The 17,016-nt window shown below is 64.3% G+C and carries 18 protein-coding genes; 9 read left to right on the forward strand and 9 right to left on the reverse strand.

Annotated features, from left to right (window positions below; all coding sequences use genetic code 11):
- Positions 1-673: 673 nt before the first annotated feature.
- Positions 674-1,276, reverse strand: coding sequence for a TetR/AcrR family transcriptional regulator (locus tag V6M87_RS05530; RefSeq protein WP_332848753.1), 603 nt, complete (start codon positions 1,274-1,276; stop codon positions 674-676).
- A 98-nt stretch (positions 1,277-1,374) separates the two neighbouring features.
- Between V6M87_RS05530 and V6M87_RS05535 the strand changes: the two genes are divergently transcribed.
- From V6M87_RS05535 to V6M87_RS05565, 7 genes are read left to right on the forward strand one after another with little or no spacing between them, the layout of a single operon-like run.
- Complete coding sequence (locus V6M87_RS05535; RefSeq protein ID WP_332848754.1) at positions 1,375-2,658, forward strand: NAD(P)/FAD-dependent oxidoreductase; 1,284 nt, start codon at positions 1,375-1,377, stop codon at positions 2,656-2,658.
- Positions 2,655-3,419 (forward strand): DUF1365 domain-containing protein, encoded by a 765-nt coding sequence (locus V6M87_RS05540; protein WP_332848755.1) that lies wholly within the window; start codon positions 2,655-2,657, stop codon positions 3,417-3,419. The genes V6M87_RS05535 and V6M87_RS05540 overlap by 4 nt, the downstream gene beginning before the upstream one ends.
- On the forward strand, positions 3,416-4,621 hold the full coding sequence (locus V6M87_RS05545; RefSeq protein WP_332848756.1) for a cyclopropane-fatty-acyl-phospholipid synthase family protein: 1,206 nt from the start codon (positions 3,416-3,418) through the stop codon (positions 4,619-4,621). Before V6M87_RS05540 ends, V6M87_RS05545 begins: the two co-directional genes overlap by 4 nt.
- Before the next feature lie 27 nt (positions 4,622-4,648).
- The gene (locus V6M87_RS05550; RefSeq protein WP_332848757.1) at positions 4,649-5,866 is read left to right on the forward strand and encodes an MFS transporter; all 1,218 of its coding nucleotides are present in this window, start codon (positions 4,649-4,651) and stop codon (positions 5,864-5,866) included.
- Positions 5,863-6,408 (forward strand): DUF3833 domain-containing protein, encoded by a 546-nt coding sequence (locus tag V6M87_RS05555; RefSeq protein ID WP_332848758.1) that lies wholly within the window; start codon positions 5,863-5,865, stop codon positions 6,406-6,408. The genes V6M87_RS05550 and V6M87_RS05555 overlap by 4 nt, the downstream gene beginning before the upstream one ends.
- Positions 6,396-7,172, forward strand: a complete 777-nt coding sequence (locus V6M87_RS05560) for an SDR family NAD(P)-dependent oxidoreductase (protein ID WP_332848759.1) — start codon at positions 6,396-6,398, stop codon at positions 7,170-7,172. Before V6M87_RS05555 ends, V6M87_RS05560 begins: the two co-directional genes overlap by 13 nt.
- Entirely contained in the window at positions 7,169-7,594 is a 426-nt protein-coding gene (locus V6M87_RS05565) for a nuclear transport factor 2 family protein (RefSeq protein ID WP_332848760.1), read from the forward strand. The genes V6M87_RS05560 and V6M87_RS05565 overlap by 4 nt, the downstream gene beginning before the upstream one ends.
- Here the strand turns inward: V6M87_RS05565 and V6M87_RS05570 are convergent.
- From V6M87_RS05570 to V6M87_RS05605, 8 genes are all read right to left on the reverse strand, one after another.
- Complete coding sequence (locus V6M87_RS05570) at positions 7,591-8,025, reverse strand: DUF2177 family protein (protein WP_332848761.1); 435 nt, start codon at positions 8,023-8,025, stop codon at positions 7,591-7,593. The genes V6M87_RS05565 and V6M87_RS05570 overlap by 4 nt on opposite strands.
- Positions 8,026-8,133: 108 nt before the next feature.
- Positions 8,134-8,835 (reverse strand): YjjG family noncanonical pyrimidine nucleotidase, encoded by a 702-nt coding sequence (locus V6M87_RS05575; protein WP_332848762.1) that lies wholly within the window; start codon positions 8,833-8,835, stop codon positions 8,134-8,136.
- 123 nt (positions 8,836-8,958) lie between these two features.
- Complete coding sequence (locus tag V6M87_RS05580) at positions 8,959-10,461, reverse strand: helix-hairpin-helix domain-containing protein (protein WP_332848763.1); 1,503 nt, start codon at positions 10,459-10,461, stop codon at positions 8,959-8,961.
- Positions 10,454-11,989, reverse strand: coding sequence for a PP2C family serine/threonine-protein phosphatase (locus tag V6M87_RS05585; protein WP_332848764.1), 1,536 nt, complete (start codon positions 11,987-11,989; stop codon positions 10,454-10,456). Before V6M87_RS05585 ends, V6M87_RS05580 begins: the two co-directional genes overlap by 8 nt.
- A gap of 7 nt (positions 11,990-11,996) precedes the next feature.
- Positions 11,997-13,046 carry a TerY-C metal binding domain-containing protein gene (locus tag V6M87_RS05590; protein WP_332848765.1) on the reverse strand — a complete coding sequence of 350 codons (1,050 nt, stop codon included), beginning with the start codon at positions 13,044-13,046 and terminating at the stop codon, positions 11,997-11,999.
- A gap of 2 nt (positions 13,047-13,048) precedes the next feature.
- A complete protein-coding gene (locus V6M87_RS05595; protein WP_332848766.1) occupies positions 13,049-13,687 on the reverse strand; it encodes a vWA domain-containing protein in 639 nt (212 codons plus the stop codon).
- 13 nt (positions 13,688-13,700) lie between these two features.
- The gene (locus V6M87_RS05600) at positions 13,701-14,309 is read right to left on the reverse strand and encodes a TerD family protein (RefSeq protein WP_332848767.1); all 609 of its coding nucleotides are present in this window, start codon (positions 14,307-14,309) and stop codon (positions 13,701-13,703) included.
- A gap of 20 nt (positions 14,310-14,329) precedes the next feature.
- Complete coding sequence (locus V6M87_RS05605; protein ID WP_332848768.1) at positions 14,330-14,968, reverse strand: vWA domain-containing protein; 639 nt, start codon at positions 14,966-14,968, stop codon at positions 14,330-14,332.
- A 110-nt stretch (positions 14,969-15,078) separates the two neighbouring features.
- Here V6M87_RS05605 and V6M87_RS05610 point away from each other — a divergent pair, with 110 nt between their 5' ends.
- Positions 15,079-15,657 carry a TerD family protein gene (locus V6M87_RS05610; RefSeq protein WP_332848769.1) on the forward strand — a complete coding sequence of 193 codons (579 nt, stop codon included), beginning with the start codon at positions 15,079-15,081 and terminating at the stop codon, positions 15,655-15,657.
- On the forward strand, positions 15,654-16,961 hold the full coding sequence (locus V6M87_RS05615) for a VWA domain-containing protein (protein ID WP_332848770.1): 1,308 nt from the start codon (positions 15,654-15,656) through the stop codon (positions 16,959-16,961). The genes V6M87_RS05610 and V6M87_RS05615 overlap by 4 nt, the downstream gene beginning before the upstream one ends.
- The last annotated feature ends 55 nt before the right edge of the window (positions 16,962-17,016 follow it).

Genomic DNA, 17,016 nt, shown 5'->3' on the forward strand with positions numbered 1-17,016 from the left:
CGATGCACGAGTTACCAGCCGGTGTGCTTTGGAGCCCGAACGCAGCGAGCGACTCGCAATGTGCAGAGTTACTGGTCAATTTAAACCGTTTTGAAGCGCTATCAAAACAACTGACTATTCCGACACAGGATTTCGTCGATGCTTGTCGTTGGCATCTGGACCACTACCCTCATTACCGTTCGAGACAGCGACACTTTGTCGACTACGCGTCGTACTGCACTGGTCGAGGCGGACCGTTGCGAGTGCCGTCACTCAACGCTGTTGAAAAATTCCCGCGGTAACGCCGGCTTCGGAGCTGAAGCGGCCTGTCGGCGTGGGCGTAATTTTACTTTCAGCTAGTCCGAGCACGCGCCGTCTTTCATTTGCAATTAATCTGAGCCGCGAAACGCGTCGAATGCGAACATGGTGGCGCGACTTTGCAACCCCATTCTGCGCCAATGCGCTGATCGTTTGCCGGCCACCGGCATGGCAAAAAAGGCTGTCACCGGCGCTGCGAAGAATAAGCTGAAACACCTGATTGACGGCGTTATCCGAACTTGCAGGCCCTTCGACGCAAAGTATTTAAGAAAAGGGATTGGAATCGAGGACGGTATTTGATTCTTACGCCCTTATTTTTGTGTCAAGCTGCGACACCCGGCGGGAACGGGAGCGGCCGATTTAAACAGCGCTTCCCTCAGATTCCCTTGAATGCCACCGTCAGCATGTGCTGCACGATGGCGTCGTCGCTCATCTTGCTGAATTTGCTCAGGAATTCCACGGCCGGATCGCAGGTGCGCGCATAATAGCTAAATAGGATAACGTCGCTGGGCAAAGCTGCGTTCAGGTCGCCATCCTTTTGCGCCTGCTTAACCAGCGCTTCCAGCTGGCGGTTCAGCTTTACCAGGCGCAGCATGTATTTTACGTTGCGCATCAACATGTCGCGCACATGCGGACTGGTCGACGGCAGGAACGGCAGGCCGCCCCCCAGCCGCACCCGCAACGCCCACGCCAGCAGCGCAGACAGTTTCTGCACGGGCGTCAACGCCGCATCCATCGCCGCCATCTGCTCGATGGCGCCATCGAGCAGTCGGATCAACGCCTCACCCACCAGTTCTTCCTTGGACTTGAAGTGCTTATACAAGCTGGGCTTGGAGATGCCAACCGCGCCGGCCACGTCGTCCATGGTCATCAGGTCATAGCCCTTGGTGCCCAGCACCGAGGTGGTCGCGTCCAGGATGGCGCTTTCGCGCAATTTGAAGGCCTGGTCCTTGAAACTGAATTTGGGAAGAATACTCATTGGTACGTTTCGCTACTAATTAGTAGCGTTTCTTATTTATTAGTAGTAATATTACCACATAGATACAAAAAACAGGCGCTCGGACGCTTGACGCAACCATGCAAACGCAACGCAAACAACGTATTGCCATCGTCGGCGCCGGTATTTCCGGTCTGGCCGCCGCTTACTTCCTGCAACGCCGCCATGACGTGGTGCTGTTTGAAGCAGGCAGCTATCTGGGCGGCCATGCCAATACGGTGGACATCGAGGTCGAAGGCCGGCACGCCGCGGTTGATACCGGTTTTCTGGTCTACAACGAAAAAACCTATCCCAACCTGATTGCGCTGCTCGATGAACTGGGCGTGGAGAGCATCGCCAGCGATATGTCGTTTGGCGTTTCCATGGACGACGGCGCGCTGGAATGGGCCGGCACCAATCTCGACACCGTGTTCGCCCAACGCCGCAACGTGCTCTCGCCGTCGTTCCTCGGCATGCTGCGCGACATACTGCATTTTAACGGACATGCAGAACAATTCCTGTTGCGTAGCGCGGCTGATGGCGCCACATTGGGCGATCTCATCATGCGTCAGGGCTACGGCCGCCTGTTCCGTGACGGCTACCTGATGCCGATGGCGGCCGCCATCTGGTCCAGCTCGCCAAGCGACATACTGGCTTTTCCGGCCGCTACCTTCCTGCGCTTTTGCCTGAATCATGCGCTATTGCAGGTCAACGGCCGGCCGCAATGGCGCACCGTGCGCGGCGGCTCGCGCAACTACGTGCAGGCGATTGCCGCCACGCTGGCCGATTACCGTCTGAACACGCCGGTGCAGTCGCTGCGCCGCAGCAATGGCCAGGTGATGCTCGACAGTGGCGCACAAACCGAAGTCTTCGACGCGGTGGTACTGGCCACCCATGCGCCGGCCACGCTGGCCATGCTGGCCGACGCCAGCGCCGACGAGCGCGCCATCCTCGGCGCAGTGCGCTATCAGCCCAACACCGCCTGGCTGCATACTGATGCGCGCCTGATGCCGAGGCGGCGCAAGGTCTGGTCGGCGTGGAACTACCTGTCGACGCAAGAGGCCAATGGCAGCCGCCCGGTCTGCGTCAGCTACTGGTTGAATCAGCTGCAAAGCCTGCCATTCACCACCCCGGTGGTGGTCACCCTCAATCCGCCAACGCCACCGGCGGCCGAGTCCGTTCTGGCGCGTTTTGAATACGATCATCCGATCATGGACCAGCCGGCCATCGACGCCCAGCAAGCGCTGACGCGCATCCAGGGCGTCAGTGGCCTGTGGTATGCCGGCGCCTGGACCGGTTACGGCTTCCATGAAGACGGCCTGAAGTCGGCGCTGCGCATCGCCGCCGCCTTCGATGCCGCACCGGCGTGGGCGACGCTGCCGTGAGCGCACCCGCGGCCCAGCTGGTCCACGCCAGCGTCATGCATGCGCGCTTGCGGCCGGTCTTTCATCGCTTTGTCTACCCGGTGTTCTATGTGCGGATCAATCTGGCAAGGCTCGATGACTGCCAGTGGCCATGGTTCGGCATCAACCGCCGCCGCCCACTGTCGATCCGCACCCGCGACTACGGCCCACGCGACGGCAGCGATCTGCAACAGTGGATGCGCGCGCTGCTGGCCACGCACGGCATCACGGCCGACGGCGAGATCTGGCTGCAGACGTTTCCCCGCGTATTCGGTTACGTGTTCAATCCGATTAGCTTCTGGCATTGCCATGACGCCAGCGGCCGCCTGTGTGCGGTGCTGGCCGAGGTCAACAATACCTTCGGCGAAACCCATCGCTATCTATTGCAACTGGACGGCAGCGCCCGCGCCGCCTGCCAGAAGCAGATGCATGTGTCGCCGTTCTGCGAGACCCGCGGCAGTTACCGCTTCCGCTTCCGCTTTCATTCCGGGCGGGCCCATACCGCCATCGACTACCACGACGCGCAGGGCCTGCTGATTCGCACCACGCTGTCGGGCCAGGCGCAGCCGATGAGCAGCGCCGCCGCGCTCGCCGCGCTGGTGCGCTATCCGCTGCTTGGACTGGGCATCGTTTTCCGCATTCATTGGCAAGCGCTGCGCCTGGCGCTAAAGGGCGTGCCTTTCTTCGGCAAGCCGCCGCGTTCCCTTCCCCATATTACCGTCCACGAGGAGCCGCTCCCATGAGCCAAACGCTGACGACCACCAAGCAGGCCGCTCCCGCCGCCGCGCGGGTGTTCCTGAACCTGCTGGGGCGCATTCGCCACGGCCACCTGGAGCTCATTACGCCCGATCACACCCGCATGGTGTTTGGCGACGCCCATGGCGGCCCCGGCGCCACGCTGGCCGTGCACGACTGGCGCGCCTGTGGCCGCATCCTGCGTTCTGGCGACATCGGCCTGGCCGAGGCGTGGGCTGCCGGCTGGGTCAGCAGCCCCGATCTGGTGGCCGTGCTGCGCCTGGCATTGCGCAACGAGGCAGCGCTGGAGCCGGCGCTGTTCGGCGGCGTGCTGGCGCGTTGCTGGTATCGCGTGCGACACTGGCTGCGGCCCAACACCCGCAGCGGCAGCCGTCGCAACATTCACAGCCATTACGATATCGGCAACGACTTTTACCAGCTTTGGCTCGATCCGAGCTGGACCTATTCAGCCGCCATCTTCGACGGCGACTACAAGCAGGCGCTTGAGCAAGCCCAGCACCGCAAGTACCAACGCATCATCGACACGCTGGGCCTGCGCGCCGGCGATCGGGTGCTGGAAGTCGGCTGCGGCTGGGGCGGCTTCGCAGAACAAGCGGCGCGCCAGGGCATCCATGTGCATGGCTTGACGATCTCGCCGTCGCAGCTGGCGATCGCGCGTCGCCGCATCGACGCCGCCGGCCTCGGCCAGCTGGCGCAGCTGGAACTGCGTGATTACCGCGACATCGACGGCACCTATGACGCGGTGGTGTCAATTGAGATGTTTGAAGCGGTGGGCGAACGCTACTGGCCGGAATATTTCACGACGCTGGCGGCGCGCCTGAAAGCGGGCGGGCAGGCAATGGTGCAGTCGATCACCATAGCCGAGCGCCACTTCGAGCGCTATCGCAGCACGGCCGACTTTATCCAGGAGTACATCTTCCCCGGCGGTATGCTGCCGAGCGTGGAGCGCTTTGAACGCCACGCCGCGGTCGCCGGTCTGCGTTGCTCGGAACATTTTGCCTTCGGCCCCGATTACGCCGAAACGCTGCGTCGCTGGCGCGCGGGCTTTCACGCCACCGACGCGCAAGCGAGCGCGCTCGGCCTCGATACCCATTTCATGCGCATCTGGGACCTGTATTTTGCCTACTGCGAAGCGGCATTCGACGAGGGCCGCACCGATGTCGTCCAATTCCATCTGCACAAGGCCTGAGCGCCGGCGCCTGATGGAACCCACACTATGAGAAACGCCGCCTACGGCCTGCTCGGCGCGCCGCTGGCCATGGCCGCGCTGCCACTGTTCGTGCAGCTGCCGGCCTACTACGCCACGCACCTCGGCATGGCGCTGGCGCCGCTGGGCGGCGTGCTGTTTATCGCGCGCCTGATCGATATGCTGCAAGACCCACTGCTCGGTCACCTGCTCGACCGCGCGCCCGAGCGCCGCCGGCGCGCGATGGCGCTCGGCGCCCTGGTACTGACGCTGGCGTTTGGCGCGCTGTGGCTGCCCCCGGCCGGCCTGCCGGCCGGGGCCTGGCTGGCGCTGATGCTGGTGATTGCCTATGGCGCGCACAGCCTGGTCAACATCGCCTATCTGGCCTGGGGCGCGCAATTGACCAGCGCGCTCGGCGCGGTGGCGTGGCGCGAAGGACTGGGGCTGGCCGGCATGCTGACCGCCAGCCTGGTGCCAGCCGCCATTCTGGCCGGCGACAGCGCCCAGATCCGCCCGCGCCTGGCGGCCTACAGCGTCGGCTTCGCGCTGCTGATTGGCCTGGCCATGCTGGCCCTGCTGCGCCATGCACCAGCCGCACCGCAACGCGTCGCCTCGACCGGCTGGCGCGACACCTGGCGCGCGTTGGCCGCCAACCGTCCGCTGCGCGCGCTGTTGCTGCCATATTTTCTCAACGCGCTGTCGGTGGCCATACCGGCAACGCTGGCATTGTTTTACATCGCCGATCAACTCGGGGCGCCACAACTATCGGGCATGTTCCTGGCCTGCTATTTCGGCGCCGCCGCCTGCGGCCTGCCGGCCTGGACCGCGTTGGCCCGCAAATGGGGACCGCTGCGCTGCTGGCGGCTGGGCATGCTGCTATCGGTGGCCGGATTCTGCGGCGCCGCCGTGCTCGGCAACGGCGACCTGATTCCCTACGCGGTGGTGTGCCTCGCCGCCGGCGCGGCGCTGGGCGCCGACCTGGCGCTGCCGCCGGTGCTGCTGGCGCAGGTGCTGGGCGAGCGCCTGGGCGCCGGCTTCGGGCTGTTCACCCTGGTCGGCAAACTGGCGCTGGCGCTCGCCGGGCTGACCTTGCCGTTGCTGGCATGGCTGGACTACCGCCCCGGCCAAGGCGGCGGCAGTGCCCTGGTGGTGGCGTACGCCGTCTTGCCCTGCCTGTTCAAACTGCTGGCCATGGCCACACTCGGCCGTTATAGCGCATCCCTCACCACCACCGAAAGCACAGCATGAAACGCACGATTCCAACCTTGCTGGCCATCCTGCTCGCAGGCTGCGCCGGTCGTGATGTTCAGCAATACCAGGCGAATACGCCGGTGCTCGACCCGGCCGAATACTTCACCGGCGTCACCGATGCATGGGGCATGTTCCAACAGCGCGACGGCAAGGTGACCAAGCGCTTCCACGTTGAAATTACCGGCAGCCAGCAGCAGGGCGCGCTGCTGCTGGATGAACGCTTCCGCTACGATGACGGCACCACGCAACAGCGGGTCTGGCGTCTGGTGCGCGATGGCAAGGATGACGGCGGCCAGCACTGGCGCGGCACCGCGGCCGACGTCAAGGGCGAGGCGCGCGGTAGCGCCGCCGGCAATGCGCTGCGCTGGCAATACACGCTGCTGCTGCCGGTCGACGGCACCACCTACGCCATGCAGTTTGACGACTGGATGTTCCTGGTCGACCGCTGCACCATGATCAACCGCGCCAGCATGCGCAAGTTTGGCATCGAGTTTGGCCAGGTGACGTTGACCTTCCGGAGGCGCGCATGCAGCCCTTGAACACCCCCATCCGCAACTGGGACGGCTTGCGTGTGTGGATCATTGGCGCTTCCAGCGGCATCGGCGCGGCGCTGGCCACCGAAGCGCTGCAAGCCGGCGCGCGCGTGGCGCTGTCCGCCCGCCGCGCAGAGCGCTTGCAGGCCGTCGCCGGCGCGCATCCGCAAGCGCTGGTGGTGCCGATCGACATTCTGGACCGGGATGCCTGGGGTGCGCGCCATGCGCACATCTGCGCTGCCTTCGGCGGTGTCGACCTGATCATCTTCTGCGCCGCCGACTATCGCCCGGAACGCAGCTGGGACGTCGACCCGGTGCGCGCCTCGCAGACGCTGGAAACCAATCTGGGCAGCGTGTATACCGGCCTGGCCACCGTCTTGCCGGCGATGCTGGCGCGCGGCAGCGGCGGCATTGCCCTGGTGGCAAGCGTGGCGGGCTATTTCGGTCTGCCCAACGCCAGCGTGTACGGCCCCACCAAGGCCGCGCTGATCAACCTGGCCGAGCTGCTGTATGTCGACCTGCGGCCGCGCGGGCTGAGCGTCTACCTGATCAATCCCGGCTTTGTGCAGACGCCGCTGACGGCGAAGAACGAATTTTCCATGCCGGCGCTGCAAACCCCGGCCGAAGCGGCGCGCGCGATCCGACATGGCATCAGCGCCGGACGCTTTGAGATCCACTTCCCGCGCCGCTTCACGCTGGCAATGAAGCTGGTGCGCTGGCTGCCTTACCGCTTGCGATTCGCGCTGATAGCGCGCCTGGTGCGCCCATGATCAGCCGACTGGAGCTGCTGCTCGCATGGTACGCCGCGCTGGCGCCGGATAACCTGCACCGGACGCGGGAGTTTTATGCGGTCGACGCCCACTTCCGCGACCCGTTCAATGACGTGCGCGGGGTGGCGTCGGTGGAAACGATCCTGCGCCATATGTTCGCCAATAGTGACAATCCGCACTTCCTGATCGGCGAACGCATCGTGCAGGCAGAGCGGGCTTTTGTGACGTGGACGTTTGTCTTCACGCTGCGCGGCAAAACCCATGAGATCGCCGGCGGCACGCACTTTCACTTCAATGCCCACGGCCTGGTCACGCTGCACCGCGACTATTGGGACGCCGCCGAAGAACTGCTACAGAAGTTGCCGCTGGTCGGTGGGCCGATCCGCTGGCTGCGGCGGCGCTTTGCCGCCAACGTAATTTAAGCCCAGCGGTCGGCCACGAACCAGCCGCCGGTCGCCGCGGCAGCACTCAAAAAGCCGCCCCAGGCGATATCGGCCAGCGACAAGCCCAGCGGCCAGGCCCTGAGGATCGCGTAATTGGTCAGGTCGTAGGTAGCGTAAGCCACCAGGCCCAGCACCAATCCGTGCAGCGCCGCTGTCTGCCAGCCGGACGCCCGCAGGCCGGGCGCCACCGCCAGGAACACCACGCCGGCAGCGTAGGCCAGGTAGAACACCGATGCCGCAGCAATGCGCGGCTGCGGCAGCATCAGCTCGCCCAGCGCCTCCTTGTAGGCGAGCGCCATGTACAGCCCAATCCATAACGCGTCGAGTACCAGCAGCGCCAACAACACGCCGCCATAAGCAAACAACCATTGCTGCACACTCAGTGCCTGAACTTGCGCGGATGCCGACATTGAAGATCCTCGGTGGTAGATGGATGAAGCCCATAGTAGCGGATACCAATCTCGGCGTTCCGTCTGCCAACACACCTTTCGGTGCCGTCAGCGCGAGCCCGGGTCCGCTCAGGCGACGGTCATGGCACGCAGCGCCGACGTGACGTCGTGCAAGCGCGCCACTTCGCAGGTCGGCCGCGCGTGGGTATCGTTCGTCAGCTTGCCGGGATTGAACCAGCAACTGTCGATCCCGAACCGGTTGGCGCCGAGTATGTCTGCATCGAGGCGGTCGCCGATGATGATGGTCTCCCCGGGCGAGAAGGCGCGCGCCAGCTTCACGGTGTAATCGAAAAAACGAACGTCCGGCTTGGCGTGGCCGGATGCCTCGGACGTGGCAACGAAGGACACGTGCGCGTGCAGTCCCGAGTTGGTGATGCGCCGGTGCTGGATCGATTCGATGCCGTTCGTGATGATGCCCACCTCGCCAATGGCGGCCAGGGTCGCGCACAGCTGCAGCGCACCGTCAATCAACACGACCGTATCCGGCAGTGACGCCTGGTACAGGTGGCTGGCGGCCTCCGGATCCAGCGCCAAGTGGTGCGAGGCAAACGTGCGCCGAAACCGTTCCACCTTCAAGAAATCTTTTGAGACGGTACCGTGCTCGAATGCCTTCCAGAGTGCGATGTTAATCGCCTGGTATTGCGTAAATAATCCCTCCGGAATCGCGTGCAGCCCGAGTTCACGCATCGTCATCGCGAACGACAGGCGTTCGGATGCCTTGAAGTCGAGAAGCGTGTCGTCCAGGTCGAGAAGGAAGAGTCTGTAATTCATTTCATCGGCGCCACCATGCGTGGCAATTGGCTGGACTTGAACGCAGTCCGGAACCAACGATCATACTCGACCATGGGTGAGCCTGGGGAGGTGAACAGCGCCATTGGCGACGAGAGGTCGCGTCTATCCCTTGACCAGCTGCACGACAAACAGCCGCCCACCCGGCGCGCGTGAAGCGAGCAGCTGCACGCCATCTTCCAGCTTGACCTTGCCGCCAATCGGAACCGCCTCCTTGCTGGCCGCGTTCAACAAATCCGGCATCGCTTCATTGATCAGGTACCACGCTTCCTGGTGCAGCAAAAAGTATCCCACGCGCTTTTTATTGGCGGCGTCCAGCCGCTCGTTCGGCACGATATTGCGGTCGATATGCCAGGCGAACAGCGACTGGCCCGAATACACCATCAGGCGATGCTGCTCGGGCCGGAAGCTGCCTTCCTGGCGCGACGAGTACAAATTCAATACCGGCAGCACGCCACGAAAACGGGTCGCACAAAACGGGCATACCGGTTTGGTGGTGTTGTCAAACACAAACCACTTCTGTTCGCATGCCGGGTTCTGGCACGGTTGCAGCAGGTCGACCGTCTTGACCAGCGCATTTTCCCATTCGTCGGCGGTCGGGCGCGCCTGCGGGTTGTGCAGGCCGTCGATGAAGGCGCGTTTGAACAGCTCCGCCAAGTAGGGGCCGGTGACGGTGTAGGGCAGCTTGTCGGTGTCCTTCCACGGCAGCTCGGACGCTTTCACGTTGACCAGCTTGATGCGGTTCGAAGCGTCGTCCGGATGCTCGACGAACAGCGCCTTTTCTCCCATCGACATTTCTTCGTCACGGCCCGGGTCGTCGAGGTCGTGCACCTTGTCGCCGCGCAGCGGGTGGCGCAGCAGCAAATACATATAGATCAGCACGGCCAGCGCGTGGCGGTCGGTGGCGATCGACGGCAATTTGCGGTTCGGGTCGGCGCGCGGCAGGTGCGCCGTGATCACGCATTCGGGTGCGATGAAGTCGGGCGTGCCGACCACGTCCGGCGGGAATTTGCCCGGCACCACCAGGCCATCGATGTCGATCAGGCAGGCGCGTCCCGTGGTCGGGTCGATCAGCACGTTCTTGTAGCTGAGGTCGGAGTGCGCCAGGCCGGCCGCGTGGATGCGGCGCACGGCGCGTGCGATCATCAGGCACAGTTGCACCTGGCGGCGCCAGTCGCCCAGTTCGCGCGGGTCGAGGTATTTGTTGCGGTTCGATGGCGAGGCGAACCATTTGCCTTCCTTGTCGCGGCCCTTGATACCCAGCATGTCATTGTTGCGCGAGCCGAATTCAAAAAAGAAATCGGCGTCGTAGAACGGCGCGACGATGCCAATGCGCCCTTCATGCTCGACGGTGGTGGTGGGCCAGCAAAACAGCTTTTTCCAGTAGTCTCCGCCGGCCTGGTTGAAAATGCGCTCGCGGTAGGTGCCGGTGATCATCGCTACCCGCTCGCGCGTGGCGGCGTTGTTGGCCTCGCCGCGAAAGAAACCGACCACGTAATCCTTGTTCGGCGAAAAATAGATATCTTTCATGCCGCCCGAGGCCTTGATCTCATCGACGAATTCGACCACGGAACCGTCCGCGCCGGTCAAGCGTACTGTCTTAGTCATGCGGACCCTGGGCTGGAGAGATGCGAGGCGTGATGAGAGCGATCGTGCGATCGTCGTGGTTGCCGGGCGACCAGAAATCGAGCCAGTCGAGCAGGCCCTGTTCCTTGCCGGGCACGGTATCGGCGAGGTGCAGCGTTTCTGCCAGTTCTGACCACAGCGCGTGCCAGTCGGCCGGGCGCGCCAGGCGCGCTTCGGTTTCGAAGCGCGGGTCGGAGACGCCGTCGGTCATCAATACCAGCGCCGTCATGTTGTTGCTGAGGACGAAGCGCGTGCGCCGCAGCAGCGCTTCCTGCGCCACTTCGGCCGCTTCCAGGAAGCGCGTCTGGCCGGAAAATTCGCCGCTGTCGACGTCGCCCAGCAGGGTGATGCCGTCCTCCACGCTATACACGCCCACTGCGCCATCGCCGACCCAGTAGGCGGCCGACAAGATGCCAAACGGGTAGCGCTTGCAGATGGCGATCAGGGCCGTACTGGCGTAATCGCGCGGCACCGCTTGCAGGGTATCCTTGACGGCGGCGCACTCGTCCATGATGCCCTTGGCGGCGTAGTAGGCGGCGTTGCCGACCACGCCGGACAACACGGTGCGCAGGGCCAGGGCCGCTTCTTCGCTGCGGTCCTGGTCATACGACGCCACCGCTTCGTCAAGCATGGCGCCGCGCTCGCCGGACAAGGCGGCCGTCAGGCGCGCCGTGGCTTGCTCGCAGATGATGGCCGCTCCCTGGCGCGAATATTTGGCGCTGCCAGCGCCGTCGGCCAGCACGGCGATTTGCCAGCCTGAGCCGGCCAGCTGGGCGATCCGGAAATCGTCGTCGCGAAAACTGCCGACGTGGGCATGCGAGCGCCCGCGCTTGCTGGCGGCGAGGATGCGGAAATGTTCGTCGGTCAACGCGGCGCAGTCGGTGTCGGTACGCGGGTAGGGCGCATCGACCGGGGGCGGCAGGTTCTGCCACATCTTTTTGGGATCGGGATTGACGGTCAGTTTCACGTTCGCAACCCGCAGCTGGCCCGGCTCGCTGGCGTAGTGATAGGTGACGCCAAGCAGCACCTCGCCGGGCGTCTGCGGCGTGCCGCTGACGATGCCGGACGCCGGCTCGACGGTCAGGCCGGTGTCGGGCGCCAGCGGCAGGAAGATGACTTTGTCTTCGGAGGGCGGGACGGCTTCGAGCGGCTGGCGGTAGGCGTCGCCGGCGCGGGCGTTGGGCAGGCGAAAGCCGATGTCGCGCAACAGCAGGGCCGGCGCCGGCGCCGGCGTGATGGCGGGCACCGGTGCGTCCGCTTCATCGGGCTGCGACAAGTCTTTCAGCGGTAAGGGAATCGGTTCGGCTGCGGCTGCTTGCGGCATGGGTGTCGGGTCCGGTGGGGTCGTAAAATCGTGCATCGTTTTCTCCAGACGCGCGTGAAACACGCCAATCAAGGCCCGAAATGGTGCGCTGTGCAGGAAGTCCTCGAGCTGCGCGCGGTCAGCTGCCGCAGAGGTTCCCAGCAGGTGGCGGCGCGCATAGGCGCGCAGGTTCTCGTCGATATCCATGCAGACGCTATCCGCGCGCACGTGCCACGTCGAAGCCGGGGCCGTCCCCGCCGACGAAATTGCACGGGTTGTGGCAGGTCGGGCAGGTGGCCGGGCCATCGCCCTTGATGCACATGAGGGCGCCGCACGAACACATGGCGAAGGCAATCGGGTTGCCGCAGTGCGGGCAGCCGGGGCTGCCGATCAGTGCATCGGTGTTCACCGTGCGGGCGATCGCGCGCGGGTCGGACAGTTCGTCGTAATCGGCTTCCAGCGCAAACACGCCACGCAGGTGGTACAGGTCGACGCGCATGTTGAGGGCTTGTTCGTCGAGGCCGTGGCGCACCTTTTCGTATTTCATCAGGTAGGGCAGGCGCAGATTCTGGCAGCGGCCGGTGACCACGACCAGGTCTTCGTCGACGGTGGTGGCCTGGGCCATGTCGCCGATTTTTGCCATGATGTCGTTGTCGAGCTTGGCCAGGCTGACGCGCCCGCCGGACGTGTCGGAGACGGCGCGGCTTTGTGCCACCACCGACATCGTCACCCAGTCGACGAAGCGTTTGAAATCCTGCTCGGTGGTGGCGTCCAGGGCCAGCACGTTCTCGGTAAAGCGCAGCAGCGCAGAGGTGGAGGCATGGGCGCCGATGGCAATGGCGACCAGCGTCACGCGCGCCGCGTACTGCGCCTGCCAGCGCGCGACCGCGGCATCGATGTCGTCGGTTGGTTTGCCGTCGGTCATCAGGTACACCACGGGGCGCCAGTCTCCCTTGCGCTCGGGCGTGCTGCCGACCACGTTGCGGTCGATCTCGTCCATCAGGTGGCCCATGCCGGCGCCCAGCGAGGTGCCCGAGCCGAGCGGCAGGCGCGGCGGATAAAAGCTGGCCAGTTCGGTCAGCGGCGCCAGCGTGCGCGCGCGGCCGGCAAAGGCGATGGCCGATAAAAACACCGATTCGAGCGCGTGCGGGTCGCGGCGCAGGCCGGCCACCAGGCGCTCGATGCCTTGCTGCAGCTGGCGCAGGCCGTCGCCGGCCATCGATTCGGACACGTCCAGCAGCAGGAAAATGGGCAGGCGGCGCATGCTTACAGTACCAGGTTGACTTCGGCCGGTGGCGGCGGCAGCGCCATGCCGGCCGCGCCCACGCTGGCGCTGCCGGCCGTCACGGCTGAACTGACCCACTGGAAGAAGCTGGCAAAGCCGCTGCTGTCCATGGTGTCCAGGCTGACCACGATATGGGTGAGCAGTTTCAGCTGGTCGGGCACGCTTTTCGGGCCGGCCGCGCAGGCGATGATGGCCGCGAACTGGGCCGCCTTCACGCGCGGAATCGCTTCCTCGAAGGCGAGCGTGTCGGACGGTTTGCCGTCGGTCATGATGAACAGCATCGGCCGCCAGTCGCCGCGTTCATCGGCGGTCGATTTGCGCACGTCGCGCGCGACCTTGTCGCAGATGTCGTGCAGGGCAGCGCCGAGGAAGGTGGGGCCGGATTCCGGGCAGACGATCTCGGGCAGGGTAACCTGGTCGAGTGGCGTCATGGGCAGCACTTCGATCACTTCGCGGTCGAAGGTGATCACGGACAGGCTCACGCTCTCCAGGGCGAATGGATTCTGGCGCAGCGAGGCGAGCAGAGCGTGCAGGCCGACATTGACGGCAGCGATCGGCTCGCCGCGCATCGAGCCGGAGGTGTCCAGGGCCAGGTAGACCGGCAAACGACGATTGCTCATGTGTGATTCTCTTTTACTTGGTATAGGCTTGCATCACTTCCACAAACCGGTCGGTCTGATGTGGCGTGCCGATTGCGTTGAAGGACCACGTGCCATTCGATCGTACCAGTTCCGCGAAGGTCAGCGAACACTGGCCATCGAGGGCGCTGTTGCCGCTGATGTTGTAGCGCGCGATTTCCTGGTTCTTGCCGTCGACGGCGCGGATGTAGGCATTCGCGACCTTGCCGAAATGCTGCTGCTTTTTCTTGCCTTCGTAGATCGAGACGACAAACAGGATGCGCGCGTACTGGCTGCCCACCTGGTCGAGTTTGACGATGATCTGCTCGTCGTCGCCGTCGCCTTCGCCGGTACGGTTGTCGCCGGTCAGCCAGATGGCCCCGCCCGGGTGCTGCTTGGCATTGTAGAAGATGGCGTCCTGCGGGCCGGTCATCTTTCCGTCCGCGCCCAGCACCAGGGCGATGGCGTCGAGGTCATATTCTTCTGGCTGCTTGCCGAACAGGCTGCCGAAGAAGCCGCCCTTGGCTTCGGCCACGTCCCAGCCCAGACCGATTGTCACCTGGCTCAAATCGTTGTCCGCCTTGCGCAGGCTGACGCCCTGGCCCTTGTTCAAACTGACTGCCATCGCTGTTCTCCTTGTTGGTTTTAGACGACTACATTGATTTCCGGCGGTGGCGGCGGCAGGTCGAGCAGGCCGGCCGCTTCTTTCTTGTTCAGGTCGACTTTCTGGCTGGTCGTGGCAATCGATGCGCTGACCCATTTGAAGAAGGCGCGGATGGTGTTGCTGTCGGTGGTGTCGAGTTTTACCACTGAATCGGTGATGCGCTGCAGTTCGGTGGTGTCGGCGGCCGGGCCGGCGGCGCAGGCGATCAGGGCGCCGATTTTGGCGGCCTTGATGGCGGCGATGCCGGCGCTCAAGTCGTCGGTCGACGCGCCGTCGGTCATCATGAACACGATCGGCTTCCAGTCGCCTTTCTGGTCAACCGTGGTCTTGGCGACTTCCTGCTGCACCCGCTCGGCCAGCAGCAGCAGGGCGGCGCCCATCGAGGTGGTGCCGGAGGCGTTCAGGGCCGGCATCTGGAATTGCGCCAGCTCGGTGAGCGGCACCACCTGGGCGGCGGTTTCGGCGAAGGTAATCACGGACAGGTAGGCTGATTCGAGCGCGTGCGGATCCTGGCGCAGGGCCGACACCAGCGTTTGAATGCCATTTCGCACCGCTTCGATCGGTTCGCCGTGCATCGAGCCGGAGGTGTCCAGCAAAAGGTAGACGGGCAGTTTTCTCATCACGCTTCCTCGCAAAAAAGTGGTCGTTCGGTTTATATTACACGCAAGCTTGCGGGAATTGAAACCGCCACTCATCAGCAATACCTCCGTGACACAATAACAGGAAAACCATGGCAATCACTTTGCAAAAAGGCGGCAATATCAGCCTGTCGAAAACCGATCCGAACCTGCGCGCCGTGCTGGTCGGCCTTGGCTGGGCCGCACGCTCGTCCGATGGCGCTGACTTCGACCTCGATGCCAGCCTGTTCATGGTGCAGGACAATGGCAAGGTGCGCGGCGACGCCGACTTCATTTTTTACAACCAGCTGACCTCGACCTGCGGCGCCATCACCCACACGGGCGACAATAAAACCGGCGCCGGCGACGGCGACGATGAAGCGCTGACCATCACGCTGGCGCAGGTGCCGGCCGCCATCACGCGCCTGGTCATTGCTGTCACCATCCACGGCGCCGCCGCGCGCAAGCAGAACTTCGGCATGGTGCAGGATGCGTTCGTGCGCATCGTCAACCTGGAAACCAATACCGAGATCGCCCGCTTCGACCTGTCGGAAGATTATTCGACCGAAACGGCGATGGTATTCGCCGAGGTGTACCGCCACCGCGACGAGTGGAAATTCAAGGCTGTCGGCCAGGGCTATGCGGGCGGGCTGGCCGCGCTGGCGACGCAGCATGGCGTGGAGGTGGCGTGACAACGGTCCAGCTGCTGCGCGGCCAGCGCCTGCCGCTGGCGCCAGACCTGTCGAGCGCGCCGCTGCAGGCCGGCCTGAGCGCGCAAGGCGTGGTGCTTGACGTGGTCTGCTTCGGTGTTGACGCGGCCGGCAAGCTGGCGGGCGAACCGTGGATGATATTCTTTAACCAGCCGGCGAGCCCGTGCGGCGGCATCAAGCTGGCCGCGCCGGGCAGCGACGGTCACGGCTTCGTGTTCGATCTGGCGCGCGTGGCGGCGCCGGTCGAGCGCATCGTGATCACGGCCAGCATCGATGGCGCGGGGACCATGGCCCAATTGGGTAGCGGCTACCTGCGCCTGTTCAACGGCGCGGGCGAGATCGCCCGCTTCTCGTTTGCCGGCCAGGATTTTACGACCGAAAAATCGCTGATGCTGGGTGAATTGTACCGGCGCGACGGTCAGTGGCGCTTCCTCGCCAACGGCCAGGGCTTCGGCGGCGGCCTCGATGCGCTGGTGCGCCATTTTGGCGCCGATGTGGCAAGCGTGGAGACGGCGCCGAAAATCGACCTGGAAAAACGCATCGCGAAGCAAGCACCGCAGCTGGTCAGCCTGGTCAAGTCGGCCGGCGTGTCGCTGGCAAAGGTAGGCCTGGCGACGCACCGTGCGCAGGTGTGCCTGGTGCTCGATATCTCCGCGTCGATGAGCAAGCTGTACCGCAGCGGCCAGGTGCAGGCCTTCGCCGAGCGCATCCTGGCGCTGGGCTGCAAATTCGACGACGACGGCCAGATCGACGTGTTCCTGTTCGGGCGCAAGGTGCACCACGTGCAGCCGATGGGACTGGCGAATCTGGCGGGATATGTCGACGGCCTGATCGCGCGCCATCCGCTCGAAGGCGACACCCGTTACGGGGCGGCCGTCGAAGCGGTGCGCCAGCATTACTTTCCTGACGGCGGGGGCGCGGCGCGCACGGCGCCGGTGAAAGCCGCGTTGCCGGTGTACGTGATGTTCGTGACCGACGGCGGCACGTCGGACCAGCCGTTCACCGAGCGCCAGTTACGCTGGGCCAGTCACGAGCCGATCTTCTGGCAATTCATGGGCATCGGCAAGGGCCGCAAATCGAAAGCGAAAGCGCTGGCGCGGTTTGCCGATTCCGATTTCCCCTTCCTCGAAAAACTTGATGAGCTTGACGGCCGCCTGGTCGACAACGCCAACTATTTTTCGGTGGCCACACCCGACGAGCATCCCGACCATGTGCTGTACGACTTGTTGATGGGAGAATATCCGGACTGGCTGAAACTGGCGCGGCAGCGCGGCATGCTCAATTGACCAGCGCATAAATGTCTGGCGTCCCGACCGGCGGCCATGGTTTAATAGTTTCCAA

Origin of the sequence: Massilia sp. S19_KUP03_FR1 (genome assembly GCF_036688685.1) — a bacterium.
In the GTDB taxonomy this organism is placed as follows: domain Bacteria; phylum Pseudomonadota; class Gammaproteobacteria; order Burkholderiales; family Burkholderiaceae_D; genus JALYUM01.

Excerpts from the sequence above, each read along its gene's own strand:
- V6M87_RS05530 (WP_332848753.1), bottom strand. The coding sequence starts at position 1,276 with ATGAGTATTCTTCCCAAATTCAGTTTCAAGGACCAGGCCTTCAAATTG.
- V6M87_RS05535 (WP_332848754.1), top strand. The coding sequence starts at position 1,375 with ATGCAAACGCAACGCAAACAACGTATTGCCATCGTCGGCGCCGGTATT.
- V6M87_RS05545 (WP_332848756.1), top strand. The coding sequence starts at position 3,416 with ATGAGCCAAACGCTGACGACCACCAAGCAGGCCGCTCCCGCCGCCGCG.
- V6M87_RS05550 (WP_332848757.1), top strand. The coding sequence starts at position 4,649 with ATGAGAAACGCCGCCTACGGCCTGCTCGGCGCGCCGCTGGCCATGGCC.
- V6M87_RS05555 (WP_332848758.1), top strand. The coding sequence starts at position 5,863 with ATGAAACGCACGATTCCAACCTTGCTGGCCATCCTGCTCGCAGGCTGC.
- V6M87_RS05560 (WP_332848759.1), top strand. The coding sequence starts at position 6,396 with ATGCAGCCCTTGAACACCCCCATCCGCAACTGGGACGGCTTGCGTGTG.
- V6M87_RS05565 (WP_332848760.1), top strand. The coding sequence starts at position 7,169 with ATGATCAGCCGACTGGAGCTGCTGCTCGCATGGTACGCCGCGCTGGCG.
- V6M87_RS05570 (WP_332848761.1), bottom strand. The coding sequence starts at position 8,025 with ATGTCGGCATCCGCGCAAGTTCAGGCACTGAGTGTGCAGCAATGGTTG.
- V6M87_RS05575 (WP_332848762.1), bottom strand. The coding sequence starts at position 8,835 with ATGAATTACAGACTCTTCCTTCTCGACCTGGACGACACGCTTCTCGAC.
- V6M87_RS05580 (WP_332848763.1), bottom strand. The coding sequence starts at position 10,461 with ATGACTAAGACAGTACGCTTGACCGGCGCGGACGGTTCCGTGGTCGAA.
- V6M87_RS05585 (WP_332848764.1), bottom strand. The coding sequence starts at position 11,989 with ATGGATATCGACGAGAACCTGCGCGCCTATGCGCGCCGCCACCTGCTG.
- V6M87_RS05590 (WP_332848765.1), bottom strand. The coding sequence starts at position 13,046 with ATGCGCCGCCTGCCCATTTTCCTGCTGCTGGACGTGTCCGAATCGATG.
- V6M87_RS05595 (WP_332848766.1), bottom strand. The coding sequence starts at position 13,687 with ATGAGCAATCGTCGTTTGCCGGTCTACCTGGCCCTGGACACCTCCGGC.
- V6M87_RS05600 (WP_332848767.1), bottom strand. The coding sequence starts at position 14,309 with ATGGCAGTCAGTTTGAACAAGGGCCAGGGCGTCAGCCTGCGCAAGGCG.
- V6M87_RS05605 (WP_332848768.1), bottom strand. The coding sequence starts at position 14,968 with ATGAGAAAACTGCCCGTCTACCTTTTGCTGGACACCTCCGGCTCGATG.
- V6M87_RS05610 (WP_332848769.1), top strand. The coding sequence starts at position 15,079 with ATGGCAATCACTTTGCAAAAAGGCGGCAATATCAGCCTGTCGAAAACC.